General features: G+C 70.7%; 15 protein-coding genes. 8 read left to right on the forward strand and 7 right to left on the reverse strand.

Annotation, left to right across the window (positions count from 1 at the left end; all coding sequences use genetic code 11):
- Positions 1 to 407 precede the first annotated feature (407 nt).
- Complete coding sequence (locus L8M95_RS16990) at positions 408 to 824, reverse strand: cytochrome c oxidase subunit 4 (protein WP_260487242.1); 417 nt, start codon at positions 822 to 824, stop codon at positions 408 to 410.
- 36 nt (positions 825 to 860) lie between these two features.
- Positions 861 to 1,979 carry a cytochrome c oxidase subunit II gene (locus L8M95_RS16995; protein ID WP_260489298.1) on the reverse strand — a complete coding sequence of 373 codons (1,119 nt, stop codon included), beginning with the start codon at positions 1,977 to 1,979 and terminating at the stop codon, positions 861 to 863.
- 229 nt (positions 1,980 to 2,208) lie between these two features.
- Between L8M95_RS16995 and asnB the strand changes: the two genes are divergently transcribed.
- Positions 2,209 to 4,134, forward strand: coding sequence for an asparagine synthase (glutamine-hydrolyzing) (gene asnB, locus L8M95_RS17000; RefSeq protein WP_260487243.1), 1,926 nt, complete (start codon positions 2,209 to 2,211; stop codon positions 4,132 to 4,134).
- 18 nt (positions 4,135 to 4,152) lie between these two features.
- Here the strand turns inward: asnB and L8M95_RS17005 are convergent, their stop codons facing one another.
- Positions 4,153 to 5,130 (reverse strand): carbohydrate kinase family protein, encoded by a 978-nt coding sequence (locus tag L8M95_RS17005; protein WP_260487244.1) that lies wholly within the window; start codon positions 5,128 to 5,130, stop codon positions 4,153 to 4,155.
- A 73-nt stretch (positions 5,131 to 5,203) separates the two neighbouring features.
- Positions 5,204 to 5,551, reverse strand: coding sequence for an iron-sulfur cluster assembly accessory protein (locus L8M95_RS17010; protein ID WP_067714160.1), 348 nt, complete (start codon positions 5,549 to 5,551; stop codon positions 5,204 to 5,206).
- Between the two features lie 167 nt (positions 5,552 to 5,718).
- Between L8M95_RS17010 and L8M95_RS17015 the strand changes: the two genes are divergently transcribed.
- The 3 genes from L8M95_RS17015 to L8M95_RS17025 are packed head-to-tail and all read left to right on the forward strand — an operon-like array spanning position 5,719 to position 8,976.
- A complete protein-coding gene (locus L8M95_RS17015; RefSeq protein ID WP_260487245.1) occupies positions 5,719 to 6,414 on the forward strand; it encodes a DUF3043 domain-containing protein in 696 nt (231 codons plus the stop codon).
- A 39-nt stretch (positions 6,415 to 6,453) separates the two neighbouring features.
- Complete coding sequence (gene cobT / locus L8M95_RS17020; protein WP_260487246.1) at positions 6,454 to 8,193, forward strand: nicotinate-nucleotide--dimethylbenzimidazole phosphoribosyltransferase; 1,740 nt, start codon at positions 6,454 to 6,456, stop codon at positions 8,191 to 8,193.
- Positions 8,194 to 8,199: 6 nt separating this feature from the next.
- On the forward strand, positions 8,200 to 8,976 hold the full coding sequence (locus tag L8M95_RS17025) for an adenosylcobinamide-GDP ribazoletransferase (RefSeq protein WP_260487247.1): 777 nt from the start codon (positions 8,200 to 8,202) through the stop codon (positions 8,974 to 8,976).
- A gap of 9 nt (positions 8,977 to 8,985) precedes the next feature.
- Here L8M95_RS17025 and L8M95_RS17030 read toward each other — a convergent pair whose 3' ends face one another.
- Together L8M95_RS17030 and gcvT are read right to left on the reverse strand one after the other, a co-directional pair.
- On the reverse strand, positions 8,986 to 10,077 hold the full coding sequence (locus tag L8M95_RS17030; RefSeq protein WP_260487248.1) for a branched-chain amino acid aminotransferase: 1,092 nt from the start codon (positions 10,075 to 10,077) through the stop codon (positions 8,986 to 8,988).
- A gap of 33 nt (positions 10,078 to 10,110) precedes the next feature.
- Entirely contained in the window at positions 10,111 to 11,223 is a 1,113-nt protein-coding gene (gene gcvT / locus L8M95_RS17035) for a glycine cleavage system aminomethyltransferase GcvT (protein ID WP_260487249.1), read from the reverse strand.
- 143 nt (positions 11,224 to 11,366) lie between these two features.
- Here gcvT and L8M95_RS17040 point away from each other — a divergent pair, with 143 nt between their 5' ends.
- Positions 11,367 to 12,884, forward strand: coding sequence for a leucyl aminopeptidase (locus L8M95_RS17040; protein ID WP_260487250.1), 1,518 nt, complete (start codon positions 11,367 to 11,369; stop codon positions 12,882 to 12,884).
- A 25-nt stretch (positions 12,885 to 12,909) separates the two neighbouring features.
- On the opposite strand, the gene L8M95_RS17045 is transcribed toward L8M95_RS17040, so the two are convergent.
- Positions 12,910 to 13,275: an oxidoreductase gene (locus L8M95_RS17045; RefSeq protein WP_260487251.1), complete on the reverse strand. Its 366-nt coding sequence runs from the start codon at positions 13,273 to 13,275 to the stop codon at positions 12,910 to 12,912.
- Positions 13,276 to 13,589: 314 nt separating this feature from the next.
- Between L8M95_RS17045 and sucB the strand changes: the two genes are divergently transcribed.
- From sucB to lipA, 3 genes are all read left to right on the forward strand, one after another.
- Positions 13,590 to 15,440 (forward strand): 2-oxoglutarate dehydrogenase, E2 component, dihydrolipoamide succinyltransferase, encoded by a 1,851-nt coding sequence (gene sucB / locus L8M95_RS17050; protein WP_260487252.1) that lies wholly within the window; start codon positions 13,590 to 13,592, stop codon positions 15,438 to 15,440.
- An 84-nt stretch (positions 15,441 to 15,524) separates the two neighbouring features.
- Positions 15,525 to 16,202 (forward strand): lipoyl(octanoyl) transferase LipB, encoded by a 678-nt coding sequence (gene lipB, locus L8M95_RS17055; protein ID WP_260487253.1) that lies wholly within the window; start codon positions 15,525 to 15,527, stop codon positions 16,200 to 16,202.
- A 21-nt stretch (positions 16,203 to 16,223) separates the two neighbouring features.
- Positions 16,224 to 17,240 carry a lipoyl synthase gene (lipA, locus tag L8M95_RS17060; protein WP_260487254.1) on the forward strand — a complete coding sequence of 339 codons (1,017 nt, stop codon included), beginning with the start codon at positions 16,224 to 16,226 and terminating at the stop codon, positions 17,238 to 17,240.
- Positions 17,241 to 17,284 lie beyond the last annotated feature (44 nt).

Consider the following 17,284-nt stretch of genomic DNA (forward strand, 5'->3'; position numbering starts at 1 on the left):
ACTCGCCCCCGACGGCACCCTGACCGTGACCACCGACACCGGACACACCATCACCACCCACCCCGACGGACCCCTCGCCCGCTGGCGCCACCGCACCACCGAGACCGACCCCGCGGCCGGCACCGACAGCGACAGCTACGTCCCACCCCCACGCCGACCCTGGCTCGACCCCCGACCACAAAGCACCCACTGGTACCGCCGCGCCCAACGCCTGGCCACCGAACGCAAAGCCAACACCATGGCCCCACCAGCAGAAACCCACCCCGACGGCCCCGACCACGACACCGACCCCCACCCTTCTGACCGGCCGGGCGATCCCCAGCGCGCCGCTGCCCGGCGAGGCGACAGAACGAGGGCCCGGTGTCGCGGAATGCGACACCGGGCCCTCGTGGAAGGTGTGGAACAGGTCAGTGCTTCTCGCGACCCCAGTGGTACTCGAAGACCAGGCCGGAGGCGCAGATGATCAGGGCGACGGCGCCGCCGATGAGCACCCACCAGTTCCAGAACGCCGCACCGTACCCGATGATGAAGATCGAGAAGGCGACCAGAACCGGCCAGTAGCTGTGGGGGCTGAAGAAGCCCAGCTCGCCGGCGCCGTCAGAGACCTCGGCCTCCTCGTAGTCCTCGGGAAGGGTGCTGATGCGCCGCGCCACGAACCGGAGGTAACCACCGATCAGCAGGCTCAGGCCGGCGGAGAGCACGAAGGCCGTGGTGCCGACCCACTCGACGCCCGTCCGCGACGTACCGGTGAGGTACGCGTACCCGATACCCATGACGGCCAGGAAGATAAACAGGGCGTCGAAAATTCGTACTGTTGCGTTCATCGTTCAGGAATCCTTCGCGTGATACCGGGAGAGCCGTCAGTTGCCCGACGCGGTCTCGATGATGTTGTTCTGGTCGCGGGTATCGCTGCGTCCGGTCTTGAACGGTGCAGTGGAGGTCGAGTACGGGTCCTGACCGATCGACTCCAGCGCCTCCGCATTGGACGCGGTCGGGTTCTCCTGGCGGAACTGGATGTACTGGGCGAAGTCCTCCGGCGACACCGCGCGCAGCTCGAAGTTCATCATCGCGTGGTAGATACCGCACATCTCGGCACAGCGTCCGACGAATGCGCCCTCGCGGTCGATCTCCTCGATCTGGAACATGCTCAACTGCTGGTTCTTGCCCGGATGCGGCATGACATCGAGCTTGTAGATGAACTCGGGGATCCAGAACGAGTGGACCACGTCGGCCGACGCGAGGCGGAACTCGATGCGCGTGTCGGTCGGCAGCACCAGGACCGGGACCTCATCGGAGGTGCCGACGGTCTCGATGTTGTTGTAGTGGAGGTACGACTTGTCCTCGGCGAGACGACCGTGGATCGGGCCGCCGGCCGCCGGCTCACCGTGGTGCCCCAGGGCCTCACGGACCTCGTCGGAGAGCACACCGGCCTCCTCGGCCGCGCGCTGCGCCTCGACGTTGGTGCCGTCCTCGATGCTGACCCCGGCGACGTCGACCTTGTTGTAGCCGAACTTCCAGTTCCACTGGTAGGCGGTGACGTCGACCTTGACGCCGACCTCCTCCTGCGGACGGAGGTCGAGGACCTTGTTCTGCGTGACCACGGTGAAGTAGAAGAGGACGGAGATGATCACGAACGGCACGGCCGTGTAGATGAGCTCCAGAGGCACGTTGTAGGCGGTCTGACGCGGGAACTCGCCGTCGTCGTTCTTCCGCTTGCGGTGGAACGCCATCGACCAGAAGATCAGGCCCCACACGAAGAACCCGACGATGAGCGAGGTGATGACGGTGCCCGTCCAGAACTCGCGGATCGCGATGCCCTCCGGGGTGATCCCGTTCGGGAACCCGAAGTTGATCGTCTGGTTCCACCACTTGTTGTCGGTGTGGAGGCTACAACCGGACAACAGCAAGCCCAATGTGCCGAGAGACACCGCGAGTGTCGCCCTGCGCGTCCGACGACGCCCGTCACGCTGTTCCACCATCACGCCTTCCTGATCAGCGGCACCGGCCACGTGGCCGGGACACCTTAGAAGAGTAGACCACGGCTCTCAGAATGGAAGCCGCGGGTCCGGCAATTCACCCATAGGGCCCCCGCGCCGTCCACGGGGGGCCGGAGGGGTCTTGCGGACCAGTAGTATTCGATCGCGTCGCGACCCGCGCGGGCGGGTCACCCACCGACGCCCCGACGACGATGGACGAGGTTTCCGACGCATGTGTGGCCTGCTTGGTCTGATCACCCCCGACGGCTCCGCCCGTACCCACGAGGCGCGGGTCCTGGGCGCCATGGGGTGCCAGCGCCACCGCGGCCCCGACGAGGTGGGCACCTGGGTCGACGGCGATATGGCCTTCGGGTTCAACCGGCTGTCCATCATCGACATCGCGCACTCGCACCAACCCCTTCGCTGGGGACCGCCCGAGCAACCGGACCGCTACGCGCTGGTGTTCAACGGCGAGATCTACAACTACCTCGAACTGCGCGAGGAGCTCCAGCGTGACCACGGAGCAGTGTTCGAGACCGAGGGCGACGGCGAACCGATCGTCGTGGCGTTCCACCACTGGGGCCCCGCCGCGGTACGCCGGCTGCGCGGGATGTTCGCCTTCGCGATCTGGGACACCGTCGAGCGGTCGCTGTTCGTTGCCCGGGACCCCTTCGGCATCAAGCCCTTGTACATGGCGACCGGCCCCGGCGGAACCGTGTTCGCGAGTGAGAAGAAGTCGGTCACGGAACTGATCGACCTCGTCGTCGTCGACACCTCCATCGACACCCGCGCCCTCCAGCACTACGTCACCCTCCAGTACGTCCCCGAGGACGAGACCCTCACCCGCGGGGTCCGACGGTTGGAGTCGGGGTGCCACGCCACGCTCGCCCCCGGCGCGGCGCCGGTGATCGAGCGCTACTTCGAGCCGACGTTCCCGGTCGTGCCCGTCGCCGACGGCGACGCCCAGCGACGCTACGACGAGATCGCCGCCGCACTGGAGGACTCGGTCGCCAAGCACATGCGGGCCGACGTCACCGTGGGCTCCTTCCTCTCCGGTGGCATCGACTCCACCGCCATCGCCGCGCTGGCCCGCCGACACAACGAGAACCTGCTGACGTTCACGACCGGTTTCGAGCGCGAGGGGTACTCCGAGATCGACGTCGCCGCCGAGTCGGCCGCGGCGATCGGTGTCGAGCACATCATCAAGGTGGTCTCGCCCGAGGAGTTCGCCGCCGCGATCCCCGAGATCATCTGGTACCTCGACGAGCCGGTCGCCGACCCGGCCCTGGTCCCGCTGTACTTCGTCGCACGCGAGGCCCGTAAGCACGTCAAGGTGGTCCTGTCCGGCGAGGGCGCGGACGAGCTGTTCGGCGGGTACACCATCTACAAGGAGCCGCTGTCGCTGGCGCCGTTCGAGAAGGTCCCCGGCGGGATCCGCCGTGCGCTGGGCAGGCTCAGCACCCGGATCCCGGAGGGCACCCGCGGCAAGAGCCTGCTGCACCGCGGCTCGATGAGTCTCGAGGACCGGTACTACGGCAACGCCCGCTCGTTCTCCGAGGAGCAGGTCCGGTCCGTGCTGCGCGACTACCGGCCCGAATGGGGTCACCAGGACGTCACCGCCCCGATCTACGAGCGTTCGCGCGGCTGGGACCCCGTCGCCCGGATGCAGCACCTGGACCTGTTCACGTGGCTGCGCGGCGACATCCTGGTCAAGGCGGACAAGGTCACCATGGCCAACTCCCTCGAGCTGCGGGTGCCGTTCCTCGACCGTGAGGTCTACGAGGTCGCCTCGCGTCTGCCGCACACGGAGAAGGTCGCGCACGGCACCACCAAGTACGCACTGCGCAAGGCGCTCGAGCAGATCGTGCCCGCCCACGTCCTGCACCGGAAGAAGCTCGGCTTCCCCGTGCCCACCCGCCACTGGCTGGCGGGGCCGGAGCTGCACGACTGGGCCCGCGAGCACGTGGCGGCGTCCGGCACCGACGAGTTCGTCGACAAGGCCGCCGTACTGCGGATGCTCGACGAGCACCGGCGGGGCGAGTCCGACCACAGCCGCCGCATCTGGACCATGCTGTGCTTCATGATCTGGCACGGCATCTTCGTCGAGGGCCGGATCACCCCGGACATCGAGCAGCGCGAGTACCCGGTCCGCCTCTAGCCCGGGGCCGCGGGGCGGTCAGGCGGGCAGCAGCGCCGACAGCTCCTCGGCGGCCTCGTCCCCGTACGCGTCGACGAGCCGGCGGCGGGCGGCCGCCGGGTCGATGGTCCACTCCTGTGTTCCCGTGGTCTCCAGGACGTGGGTCGCGACGAGGGCGCCGAACTGGGCGGACCGTTCCAGCGACAACCCGTCGAGCACCCCGGAGAGGAAGCCCGCCCGGAACGCGTCGCCGACTCCGGTGGGATCGAGGAGGTTCTCCGACGGCACGATCCCGACCTCGATCGGCTCCGCACCCTGCTCGACGATCACCACGCCCTTCCCACCGCGGGTGGTCACGCGCGTGCCGACCTTCGCGTCGAGCTCCTCGGCCGTCCAGCCGGTCTTGTTCAGCAGCAGCTCGTACTCGTACTCGTTGGTGAACAGATAGCGTGCACCCTCGACCAGTGCGCCGGCCGCGTCACCGTCGAGGAAGGCCAGCTGCTGGGAGGGATCGGCGGCGAAGTCGAGACCGAGCTCGCGGCACTCCATCGTGTGCGAGTGCATGGCCGTGGGGTCGTTGGCCCCGATCAGCACGATCTCCGGCGTACCGATCCGCTCGACCAGACGGGCCAGGGAGATGGTGGACGCCTCCCCCATCGCACCGGGGTAGAAGGACGCCAGCTGCGCCATCTCCGAATCGGTCGTGCACACGAACCGCGCGGTGTGCAGCGCGGAGCTGATGTGGACCGCCGAGCAGTCGACGCCGTGGCGCTCGAGCCAGTCGCGGTACTCGGCGAAGTCCTCGCCCGCCGCCCCCACCAGATGGGGCTGACGGCCCAGGACGCCGAGGGCGAAGGCGATGTTGCCGCCCACCCCGCCGCGCCGGATCTGCAGAGAATCCACCAGGAAGCTCAGCGACACGTGCGCGAGCTGGTCCGGCAGCAGCTGCTCGGAGAAGCGACCCGAGAAGGTCATGAGGTGGTCGGTGGCGATGGAACCTGTGATCACTACGGGCATGACCCAGACAGTAGACGACCCGGGCCGATGGGTGATCGGCCCGGGTCGTCGGGTACTCCGTGCGACCGCGGCGTCAGTTGAACGAGTCGCCGCACGCGCATGAACCGGTGGCCTGCGGGTTGTCGATCGTGAAGCCCTGCTTCTCGATGCTGTCGACGAAGTCGATGGACGCACCGGTCAGGTACGGGACGCTCATGCGGTCGACGGCGAGCTTGATGCCGCCGAAGTCGTCCACCACGTCGCCGTCGAGCGAACGATCGTCGAAGAAGAGCTGGTAGCGCAGGCCCGCGCAACCGCCGGGCTGGACGGCGATGCGCAGCGAGAGGTCGTCGCGACCCTCCTGGTCGAGCAGGGCCTTGGCCTTGGCGGCGGCTGCTTCGGTGAGCAGTACGCCGGTAGCGGTGTTCTCCGCAGTGGTCATGTCGGTTCTCCTTGCGATCGGAAAGAGGGCTTCGGGGGCGTTATGACAGATCCAACGCCCACCGGGGAGTCCTCTATTCCCCGGCACCCGTTCCCCCGCACACGATACGCCTGCCGCGGCCGATGGGTGAATGTCCGGCGTCGGTGTCGATCGCCTAGCCTGGGTGTGTGAAGTTGCGTGCATTCGGCTCCAGAGACGACGAGACCGCCAAAGGCTCCCCCGCCCACGAGGCGCGGCCCGAGCCTGCCTCGGCGTCGGCGTCCGTGCCCACCGCGGACCCGCGCCGCCCCGCGGGCAAGGGCAAGCCGACTCCCCGTCGTCGCGACCAGGAGCGGGCCCGCGGGATGCGCCAGGGACCGGTGACGGCGCCGGTCACCCGCAAGGAGGCCAGGGAGCGCAAGAAGGCGGCCAGGGCCACGATGTCCAAGGACGAGCGCCGGGCCGCCAAGGCGGAGGAGCGTGCCGCCCGCGAGGAGCGCCGCCAGCTCATGATGGAGGGCGACGACCGCTACGTGCTCTCCCGCGACCGGGGCGAGGTCCGTCGCTTCGCACGCGACTGGGTGGACACCCACCGTCGTCTCATCAACTGGTTCATGCCGCTCGCCCTGTTCGTGATCGTGTTCCAGCTCATCCCGAACCCGGCTCTCATGGCGTACAGCCAGACTCTGTTCCTGGTCCTCATCGTCGTCGTCATCGTCGACGGCGTCTTCCTCGGACGGACCGTGAACCGGGCCGTCCGCGAACGGTTCCCGTCCACCGACGACACCGGTTTCGGAATGGGGTGGTACGCCGTCATGCGCGCGACCCAGCCCCGGATGCTCCGCACCCCCCGCCCCCGGGTCCGCCCGGGCGACGCCATCTGACCCGTTCCCACCGCTGACCCCCGGAAGGGCCCGACCCCCATGCGCCTGCTCGTCCTCGGTGGTACCCGCTCGGGAAAATCCGCCCACGCCGAGTCCGTGGCGGCCGACATCGACGACGACGTCGTCTACGTCGCCACGGCCCGGCGCGATCCCGACGACGACGAGATGACCGCCCGGATCGACGCGCATCGCGATCGCCGGCCCACCCGGTGGGCCACGGTGGAGACCGACGAGATCGCCCGCGTCCTCGCGGAGAACCCTGACGCGACGGTCCTCGTGGACGATCTCGGAGGGTGGTTGACGCGCCGGATGGACGCCACTCTCGGGTGGGCCGACGGCGGCGCCGCGGTGGCCGACGACCTGGACGAGCTCGTCACCGCGGTGACGGAACACTCCGGCTCCGTGGTCCTGGTCTCCCCCGAGGTCGGCCTGGGAGTGGTCCCGGATTCGCTCTCCGGCCGGGTGTTCGCCGATGTGATCGGGTCGCTCAACCGGCGGCTGGCCGGGGTGTGCGACTCGGCGGTGCTCGTCGTCGCCGGTCGCGCCCTCCCCCTCGACGGGGCCCGCCCGGCGCCGGCGCCGAGCACCGGTGCCGTCGGCGCCGTCGGTGGGGCCGGTGCCGTCGACACGACCGAGGCCGCAGCCGCCCCGCCCGCGGATCCCGGACAGGCCGGTTCCCACCTCGAGGACGTCCCCCACGACTTCCCCGGCCTGGGCGACGTCGCGCACTACGACGACCCCGTGGCGTTCCCGCCGGTCCACCCCCCGTCCCACACCGTCGCCGACGAGGCGCGTGCCCGGCACCTCACGCTGACCAAGCCCGCGACATCCCTGGGCCGACTCGAGGAGCTCGGTGTCTGGATCTCCTCCTGCCAGGAGACGTGTCCGCCGCGCCCGCTCGACCGCGCCAGGGTGGTGGTGTTCGCCGGTGATCACGGGGTCGCCGGGCACGGCGTGTCCGCGTTCCCGCAGGAGGTCACGCTGCAGATGGCCGACAACATCGTCGGCGGTGGAGCAGCGGTGTCCGTCCTCGCGCGCACGGCCGGCGCCTCGGTCCGGGTGGCCGACATGGCGATGTCGGCCGAGCGACCCGGCGGGCTCGACGACCACAAGGTCCGCCGCTCCAGTGGGTCGATCGACCGGGAGGACGCCCTGACCCCCGACGAGGTGCGGGCCGCGATCGCCGCCGGACGCCGTATCGCCGACGAGGAGGTCGACTCCGGGGCGGACCTGCTCATCGCTGGCGACCTCGGCATCGGCAACACCACCCCGGCGACCGTGCTGACCTGCCTCGTCACCGGTCGGGAACCGGTCGAGTTGGTCGGGCGCGGAACCGGCATCGACGACGAGGGCTGGATGCGCAAGACGGCGGCGATCCGGGACGCGATGTTCCGGGCGTCCGGCGATCTGCGGGATCCCGTGGCCATGCTGCGCAAGGTCGGTGGTGCAGACCTCGCCGCGATGGCCGGATTCCTGGCCCAGGCGGCGATCCGGAAGACCCCGTGCCTGCTCGACGGATCGGTGGTCACCTCCGCCGCGCTCATGGCCGAGGCGATGGCACCCGGTTCCCGCCAGTGGTGGGCGGCCGGCCACCGCAGCGCGGAGCCCGCCCACACCGCCGCGCTGACGTACCTGTCCCTCGACCCGATCCTCGAACACTCGATGCGTCTGGGTGAGGGAAGCGGGGCCGTCGCCGCCCTGCCCGTCGTCCACAACGCCGTCGCGATCCTCACGCAGATGGCGACCTTCGCCGACGCCGGGGTCGCCGGCAAGGACTGACGACCCGTGCTCGACGCGGCCCGGCTCGCTCTGTCGTGGATGACGGTGCTGCCGGTCGGCCGGCCCGGGGTACCCGATGCCGCGGCGGCCGGGAGGGCGATGACCGCGATGCCCGTCGTGGGACTGGTGTGCGGCGTCGTGGCGACCGCCCTCGCCCACGGCGCACACGCGTCGGGAGCGGGCGCGCTGCTGTCCGGGGTGGTCGGCGTGGCAGGCGTGCTGGCGCTGACCCGCGGCATGCACGTGGACGCGTTGGCGGACACGGCGGACGGGCTGGGGTCGTACGCCGGCCCGGATCGCGCGCTGGAGATCATGCGGTCCGGGTCCGTCGGGCCGATGGGGGCCGCCGTCCTGGTGTTGGTCCTGCTCGCCGAGGTCGCGGCGCTGGGCACCCTGGTCGACTCGGGTGCCTGGCTCGCCCCGGTCGCCGCCCTCGTCCTCTCGCGCTGCCTACCTGCCGTCCTCCTGCGTCGGGGCGTCCCCGCGGCGTCGCCGACCGGTTTCGGCGCGCTCGTCGCCGGCTCGCAGTCCCGCGTCGCCGTGGCGGGGACCGCACTGGTGTGTGCGGCCGCCGGCGCCGCGCTGGCGGGGTCCGGGTGGTCCGCCGCCACGTGGTGGGCGCCGGTGGTGGGCGCCGCCGCGGGGATCGCCGCCTGTGCCGCGGCGGCGGGGTTCGGTCGTCACGCCGTCCGCCGGCTCGGTGGGATCAGCGGGGACGTCCTGGGAGCGGTGATCGAGACGGGCAGCGCCGCCGCGCTCGTGACGGCGGTGCTCCTCCTCTGACGCGGCCGCTCAGGCCAGACGCGTCATCCAGCCGAACGGGTCCTCCACGGAGCCGCGCTGGATGCCGGTGAGCGTCTCGCGCAACCGCATGGTGATCTCCCCCGATCCCCCGTCGCCCACCGTGTATCCGCCGGCGGCGTGCTGCACGGATCCGACGGGGGTGATGACGGCGGCGGTGCCGCACGCGAACACCTCGGAGATCTCGCCGGAGGCCACGCCCGCCTCCCACTCCTCCACGGAGACCTTGCGTTCGGTGACGCGGTAGCCGAGGTGGCGCGCCAACTGCAGGAGGCTGTCGCGGGTCACGCCCGGCAGCAGCGAACCGGACAACTCGGGGGTCACGATCTCGGCGGAGTCACCGGAGCCGAGCACGAAGAACAGGTTCATCCCGCCCATCTCCTCGACGTACTTCCGCTCGATCGCGTCGAGCCAGACCACCTGGTCGCAGCCCTTGGCGGCGGCCTGCTCCTGGGCTGCCAACGAGGCGGCGTAGTTGCCGCCGAACTTGGCCGCGCCGGTGCCGCCGGGGCTGGCGCGCACGTACTCGGTGCTCAGCCAGACGCTCACGGGGGCCACGCCGCGGGAGAAGTACGCGCCGGCCGGGGAGGCGATCACCGAGTAGAGGTACTCGTCGGCCGGGCGCACGCCGAGCCCGGTCTCGGTGGCGATCATGAAGGGCCGCAGGTAGAGGGACTCCTCACCCCCGGCGGCGGGCACCCAGTCACGGTCGATCGCCACGATCTGGCGCAGTGACTCCATGAACAGCTCCTCGGGCAGCTGCGGCATGGCGAGGCGCTGCGCAGAGCGGTTGAAGCGGGCGGCGTTCTGCTCTGGCCGGAAGGACGCGATGGAGTCATCGGACTGCCGGTAGGCCTTGAGCCCTTCGAAGATCGTCTGGGCGTAGTGCAGGACCACGGCGGACGGGTCGATGGACAGGGGTGCGTACGCCTCGACGACCGGGGTGCCCCACTGCCCGTTCGAGTACGGGAGGGTGACCATGTGGTCGGTGAAGTACTTGCCGAAGCCGGGGGCGGCGAGGATGGCCTCACGCTCCGCGGCCGACCTCGGCGAGGCGGACGGGCGGACGTCGAACTCGGACATTGCGGGTCTCGTTCCTTGGGGAAGGGGGGCTGGTCAGCGGGTGCGGATCTCGACGAGCGGGGGTACCGCGAGGCGGCACGGTACCTCTCGGCCCCGTACGTCGACGACGACCTCGTCGCCCTTCTTCAGGCCCGCGTCGAGCTCGATGAACGCGAGCGCGATGCCCGTCTTGAGGGTCGGCGAGAACGTGCCGGAGCTGGTGACGCCCACGTCGCGTCCACCGGCCCGCACGGTCTGGCCGGCGCGCAGGATCCCGCGCCCGGTGACCTCGAGCGCGTACATCCGGCGGGCGGGGCCGGCCGCCTTTTGACGCAGCAGTTCCTCGCGGCCCCAGAAGGCGGGCTTGTCCCAGCCGATGGCCCAGGCACAGCGCGCCTCGAGCGGGCTGAGGTCGACCGACAGTTCGTTGCCGTGCAGCGGGTACCCGGCCTCGGTGCGCAGGGAGTCGCGGGCACCGAGGCCGCACAGCGCGCCCTCCCGCGAGAGCACCTGCTCGGCGAGCGCGTCCCAGACGGCGCCGGCCTCATCCCAGGCGGGCAGGACCTCGAAGCCGTACTCGCCGGTGTACCCGGTGCGGCAGATCCGCACGGACCGGCCGTTCCAGTCGGCGTCGACGTACGCCATGTAGTCGAGGTCGGTCGGCAGGCCGAGAGCTTCGAGGACCTCTCCGGCGCGGGGCCCCTGGACCGCGATCACGGCACGGGAACGGTGCTCGTCGGTGACGCTGACCTCGGGCGCCCGCTCGGCCGCCGCGGCCTGCAGCCGGCGCACGACCTCGGCGTTGTTCGAGGCGTTGGGGATGAGGAAGATCTCGGAGTCGGAGACCCGGTAGGCGATGAGGTCGTCGACCACTCCCCCGGACTCGTCGCAGCACAACGTGTACTGGGCGCTGCCGGCGGAGACCCGGTCGAGGTCGTTGGTGAAGCACGTGTTGACGAACTCTGCGGCGCCGGGGCCGGTCACGAGCGCCTTGCCGAGGTGGCTGACGTCGAACAGTCCGACGGCCGTGCGGGTGGCGGTGTGCTCGGCGACGGTGCCGGTGTACTGCACCGGCATCGACCAGCCGCCGAAGGGGGCGAAGGTCGCACCGGCCTCGACGTGACGGGAGTGCAGCGGTCCCTCGTGAAGGTCCCCTGTGTCTGTCATCTGACCACTCCTCGCGCTCTACGGTCCGGCTGCCTGCCCACGTTAGTCGATAGACTATGGTGCCCTCGCCGTGGCGGTCCCGCCGCGTCGCCCGGGCATCGCACTCACTTCCCGCCGGACCCACCGACCCCCAGGAGCGCTTCATGCCGACCGCGCAGTCGATCCTCACCCACAACCCGGACCTCGCCCCGATCGAGGCGGTGACGTCGCCGGTGGACGCGGACGTGGTGGTGGTCGGGATCGCCGCGGATTCCGCGGATGCCGGGGCGGATGCCGCGCCCGTCGTCGTCGCCCCGGGGTTGGACGCCGAGGTCACCGCGGCGCTGGCCACGGTCGCGCGGTCGGTGGGCGCGTCCACCAAGGTCGCCGCCACCACCCGTGTCCCCGCACCGGACGGCGTGCCGGCCGGGTCCGTGGTGCTCGTGGGGCTCGGGTCCTCCGACGACGAGGTGTCCGACGAGTCCCTGCGCCGCGCGGCCGGTGCCGCCGCGCGTGCGTGCCGCGGACTCGGGACCGCCCTGGTGTTGCTGGACGCCGAGCGCGCGGAGCCGGTGGCCCTGGGAGCGGGGCTCGGATCGTTCCGCCCGGCCAAGGTCACCTCGAAGAACGACGACGACGACGAGAACAGCGATTCGCTGAAGGTGTTCGTCGCCGAGGGCGGCGCCGACGCCGTGGCCCGTGCCGCCTCCATCGCGGAGTGTGTCGGTCTCGCGCGCGATCTGGTCAACACCCCACCCAACCTGCTGTTCCCCGGATCGTTCGCCGATCGGGCCGCCGAGCTCGCCGGCGAGGCCGGTCTCGAGGTCGAGGTGCTCGACGAGGCCGCGCTGGCCGAGGGTGGCTTCGGCGGCATCCTCGCCGTGGGTGGCGGTTCCTCGCGCGGTCCGCGTCTGGTGCGTCTGACCCATCGTGGCGCCGCGGGTCGGCCGACGGTCGCGTTGGTCGGCAAGGGCGTCACCTTCGACACCGGCGGCATCTCGATCAAGCCGGCCGCGGGCATGGAGCAGATGACGATGGACATGGGCGGGGCCGCGGCCGTGGTCGCGACCGTGATCCTGGCCGCCCGTCTGGGACTGGACCTGACCGTGGTCGCCACCGTGCCCATGGCGGAGAACATGCCGTCCTCCACCGCGTACCGGCCCGGTGACGTGCTGACCATGTACGGGGGGACGACCGTCGAGGTGCAGAACACCGACGCCGAGGGGCGTCTCATCCTCGCCGACGCGATCGTGCGTGCCTGCGAGGATTCGCCGTCGCACCTCATCGACACCGCCACCCTCACCGGCGCGCAGATGGTCGCGCTGGGCAAGAAGACGCCCGGCGTCATGGGCACCGAGGACTTCCGGGACCGGGTGGCCGAGCTCAGCCGCGGGGTCGGCGAGGGCGGGTGGCCGATGCCGCTGCCCGAGGAGCTCCGTGCCGGGCTGGACTCCGAGGTCGCCGACCTCACCAACGTCACCCCGCACCGCTGGGGCGGCATGCTGTCGGCCGGGTTGTTCCTCTCCGAGTTCGTGGCCGAGGGCGTCGAGTGGGCGCACATCGACGTGGCCGGGCCCGCCTACAACGACGGTGGCCCGGAGGGTTACCTGCCCAAGGGCGGAACCGGGGTGCCCGTGCGGACCATGCTCGCCGTCCTGGAGGACATCGCCGCCGCAGGCTGACCGTCACCGCCGCCGCGGGCTCGCCCTAGCGCCCGTCGGCTTCGCGCATCTGCTCGCGGAGGCGCTCGGCGCGTTCGCGCCGCTCGCGCTTGATGCGGACCTCCTCGTAGTCGCGCATCCGCCGGGGGTAGCCCTGGACGGCGGCGTCGAACAGGGGAAGCTTGAGCTGCGCCGCGAGCCTGCGCGCGGTGGCCACGTCGCCGACGGGCCTGCGGGTCCATTCGCCGTCGAAGGCCACGAGGCACAGTCCGGGGACCGAGACGAGGGTCTCCGGCTCGAGATAGGCCTCGACGCCAACGCGGGTACGGCACCACCGGCGCAGGTGATCGAGATCGGCCGGATCCGCCGGGATCCGCGGCCCACGACGTCCGAACAGGTCACGGATACCCACCGCCGGCTCCCTCCCGTCGGGCCCCCGTACGGGGTGAGGGCCGCCTGTGGAAAACGATCGTACCGACGTCCGACGCCCGTCACGCTGCGGGCAACCGGCGGATCGGGCACCCGGCCGGGTCCGGATCGGCACGTCCGCCGACACCGACAGGTGGCAGAGGGCACAATGGACGACGATCCTGGGTAGGGGCGCCACCGCGCACCCGGCTCCGGACCGACACGACGAACAGATAACTCACACCCACGACGCCGCTCACGCGGGCGCGGACCGCGCCTGCTGACAGCGCCTGAGAACTCTTGAGGAGTCACGACACCATGGCCTTCTCCGTACAGATGCCGGCTCTCGGTGAATCCGTCAGCGAGGGCACGGTTACCCGCTGGCTCAAGAAGGAGGGGGACACGGTCGAGGTCGACGAGCCGTTGCTCGAGGTCTCCACCGACAAGGTCGACACCGAGATCCCGTCGCCCGCGGCCGGCACGCTGAAGAAGATCGTCGCCGAGGAGGACGAGACCGTCGAGATCGGCGGGGAGCTCGCGGTCATCGACGACGGCTCCGGCGGATCCGATGACGCCGACTCCGGGGATGCCGACGACTCCGACGATCAGGCCGACGACTCCGCGGACGACTCCGACGAGCCCGCCGACGAGCCCGCCGAGAAGTCCGGCAGCAGCAGCAAGAGCGGCGGTAACAAGGGCGGCGGCAAGGGCACCGACGTGGTCATGCCCGAACTCGGCGAGTCCGTCACCGAGGGCACCATCACCAACTGGCTCAAGTCCGTCGGCGACACCGTCGAGATGGACGAGCCCCTGCTCGAGGTCTCCACCGACAAGGTCGACACCGAGATCCCCTCCCCCGTCGCCGGCACCCTCCAGAAGATCGTGGCCGAGGAGGACGAGACCGTCGAGGTCGGAGCCGTCCTCGCCGTCATCGGCGACGGCGACGCCGGAAACGACGACGACTCCGACGATCAGGACGCCGACGACGACGCCGACGACCAGTCGGCCGAGGATCAGAACGCGACCGACGCCAAGGACGAGGGCGTGGACGCCTCCGACGAGGACGAGGTCCCCGAGGACACCCCGGAGAAGGAGAAGAAGGCGGCCGCCGAGGCGGAGGCCAAGTCCGAGGAGAAGGCCGAGAAGAAGTCGGAGAAGTCCTCCGGCGACTCGTCGTCCGGTGACCTGCCGAAGCGGGCCGAGCCCGCGGCGGCCGCGAAGTCCGGGACCTCGCCGTACGTCACCCCGCTCGTGCGCAAGCTCGCGCAGGAGCACGGGGTCGACCTCGACTCGGTCAAGGGCACCGGCATCGGCGGCCGCATCCGCAAGCAGGACGTCCTCGCGGCGGCCGAGGGTTCGGGTTCCGACTCCGGGTCCGCGGCCCCGGCGGCCGAGAAGGCGACCACCGGCGGCCCGTCCACGGCCGGCGTGCGCCCCGAGCTCGCCGAGCTGCGGGGCACCACCAAGAAGGCCAACCGGATCCGCAAGATCACAGCGAAGAAGACCCGCGAGTCGCTGCAGCAGACCGCGCAGCTCACGCAGGTCTTCGAGGTGGACATGACCCGGGTGGCGCAGCTGCGTTCGCAGGTCAAGGAGCAGTTCGCCGACAAGCACGGCGCCAAGCTCTCGTACCTGCCGTTCTACGCCAAGGCGGTCGTCGAGGCCCTCGTGTCGCACCCGAACGTCAACGCCTCCTACAACGAGGACACCAACGAGATCACCTACCACGGTTCGGTGAACCTCGGGATCGCCGTGGACACCGAGGCGGGGCTGCTCTCCCCGGTCATCCAGAACGCCCAGGACCTGGACATCCCGGGGCTGGCCAAGGCGATCATCGACCTGGCCGAGCGGGCGCGGGCGTCGAAGCTCACCCCGGACGACCTCCAGGGCGGCACGTTCACCATCACCAACATCGGCAGCGAGGGGGCCCTGTTCGACACCCCGATCCTCGTCCCGCCGCAGGCGGCGATGCTGGGCACCGGCGCGATCGTGCGGCGGCCCGTCGTGGACGCGGACGCCGACGGCGAGTCGATCGCCATCCGGTCCATGGGCTTCATGCCCCTGACCTACGATCACCGCCTGATCGACGGTGCCGACGCCGGCCGCTTCCTCACCACGGTGAAGGACCGGTTGGAGAAGGCCGAGTTCGACAGTGACCTCGATCTGTAGATTCGGCTGAACCCCGCGACGGGCGCCCTCCCCAACGGAGGGCGCCCGTCGTCGTCGTCACACCCTTCGGCCTACCCTGGAGACATGTCCCACACCGGTCAGTCCCTCCGCCGCGACCCGGCGCCCCCGGAGATCCGTCGGCTCGGCACAGTCGAGTACAGCCCCACCTGGGAGCTCCAACGCTCCCTGGCGGAGGAACGCGCCGACGGGAAGCGTGGTGACACGATCCTGCTCCTGGAGCACCCCGCGACGTACACCGCCGGCAAGCGCACGGAGCCGTCCGACCGCCCCACCGACGGGACCCCGGTCGTCGACGTCGACCGCGGCGGGCGCATCACGTGGCACGGGCCCGGCCAGCTGGTGGGGTACCCGATCATCGAACTGACCGACCCCATCGACGTGGTCGAGTACGTCCGACGCGTGGAGCAGGCCCTCATCACCACCTGCGCGCGGCTCGGTGTGGAGGCCGGGCGCGTCGACGGGCGTTCCGGGGTGTGGTGTGTGGCCTCGGACGGCAGGCCCGAGCGCAAGATCGCCGCCATCGGGATCCGGGTCCAGCGGGGCGTGACGATGCACGGGTTCTCCCTCAACTGCGACTGCGATCTGACCGCGTTCTCGCGGATCGTCCCCTGCGGCATCGTCGACGCCGGGGTCACGTCACTCACCGCCGAACTCGGGCGGACCGTGCCGGTGTCGGGGGTTCTCGACCAGGTCACCTCCGACATGGTGGAGGCGCTCGACGGCCGACTGCCCGTGGCGTGATTCGCGCGTAGGCTTGCGGCCGTGACTGTCACCCCTGAAGGCCGCAAGCTCCTCCGTATCGAGGCCCGCAACGCCGAGACGCCGATCGAGCGGAAGCCGTCGTGGATCCGCACCCGGGCCACCATGGGTCCCGAGTACAAGGAACTCAAGACCCTGGTCAAGACCGGTGGCCTGCACACGGTGTGCGAGGAGGCCGGCTGCCCCAACATCTACGAGTGTTGGGAGGACAGGGAGGCGACGTTCCTCATCGGCGGCGAGCAGTGCACCCGTCGCTGTGACTTCTGCCAGATCGACACCGGCAAACCGAGTGCCCTCGACCGTGACGAGCCGCGCCGTGTCGCCGAGTCCGTGCGCGAGATGGGATTGCGATACTCCACGATCACGGGTGTCGCACGCGACGACCTCGACGACGGCGGGGCGTGGCTCTACGCGGAGACGGTCCGCAAGATCCACGAACTCAATCCCAACACGGGTGTCGAGAACCTCATCCCCGACTTCAACGGGAACCCGGAGCAGCTGGCCGAGGTGTTCGAATCGCGCCCCGAGGTGCTGGCGCACAACCTCGAGACCGTTCCCCGGATCTTCAAGCGGATCCGCCCGGCGTTCCGGTTCGACCGGTCCCTCGACGTGATCCGCGCCGCCCGCGACTTCGGCCTGGTCACCAAGTCCAACCTCATCCTGGGGATGGGCGAGACGACCGAGGAGATCGTCGACGCGATGCGCGACCTGCACTCCGCCGGCTGCGACATCCTCACCATCACGCAGTACCTGCGGCCGAGCCCGCTGCACCACCCGATCGACCGCTGGGTCAAGCCCGAGGAGTTCGTCGAGCTGTCCGACCAGGCCCGCGAGATCGGCTTCGCCGGCGTCATGGCCGGCCCTCTCGTCCGCTCCTCGTACCGCGCCGGTCGCCTCTACGTCCAGGCCATGGAGCACCGCGGACAGGCCGTGCCGGAGCACCTGCAGCAGCTGATGACCGGGGGATCGGCGTCCCAGGAGGCGTCGAGCGTCCTGGATCGCGAACGCGCCCGCGTCTGACCCGCTCGCCGTCGGCCCGGCGGGTCACCCCTCGCGCCCGCCGC

It is taken from the genome of Dietzia sp. B32 (assembly GCF_024732245.1).
Lineage (GTDB): Bacteria > Actinomycetota > Actinomycetes > Mycobacteriales > Mycobacteriaceae > Dietzia.

Bases quoted from the DNA above. Each gene is read 5' to 3' on its own strand.
- sucB (WP_260487252.1), top strand. From the start codon at position 13,590: ATGGCCTTCTCCGTACAGATGCCGGCTCTCGGTGAATCCGTCAGCGAG.
- L8M95_RS16995 (WP_260489298.1), bottom strand. From the start codon at position 1,979: ATGGTGGAACAGCGTGACGGGCGTCGTCGGACGCGCAGGGCGACACTC.
- L8M95_RS17040 (WP_260487250.1), top strand. From the start codon at position 11,367: ATGCCGACCGCGCAGTCGATCCTCACCCACAACCCGGACCTCGCCCCG.
- asnB (WP_260487243.1), top strand. From the start codon at position 2,209: ATGTGTGGCCTGCTTGGTCTGATCACCCCCGACGGCTCCGCCCGTACC.
- L8M95_RS16990 (WP_260487242.1), bottom strand. From the start codon at position 824: ATGAACGCAACAGTACGAATTTTCGACGCCCTGTTTATCTTCCTGGCC.
- cobT (WP_260487246.1), top strand. From the start codon at position 6,454: ATGCGCCTGCTCGTCCTCGGTGGTACCCGCTCGGGAAAATCCGCCCAC.
- L8M95_RS17010 (WP_067714160.1), bottom strand. From the start codon at position 5,551: ATGACCACTGCGGAGAACACCGCTACCGGCGTACTGCTCACCGAAGCA.
- L8M95_RS17030 (WP_260487248.1), bottom strand. From the start codon at position 10,077: ATGTCCGAGTTCGACGTCCGCCCGTCCGCCTCGCCGAGGTCGGCCGCG.
- L8M95_RS17005 (WP_260487244.1), bottom strand. From the start codon at position 5,130: ATGCCCGTAGTGATCACAGGTTCCATCGCCACCGACCACCTCATGACC.
- gcvT (WP_260487249.1), bottom strand. From the start codon at position 11,223: ATGACAGACACAGGGGACCTTCACGAGGGACCGCTGCACTCCCGTCAC.
- lipB (WP_260487253.1), top strand. From the start codon at position 15,525: ATGTCCCACACCGGTCAGTCCCTCCGCCGCGACCCGGCGCCCCCGGAG.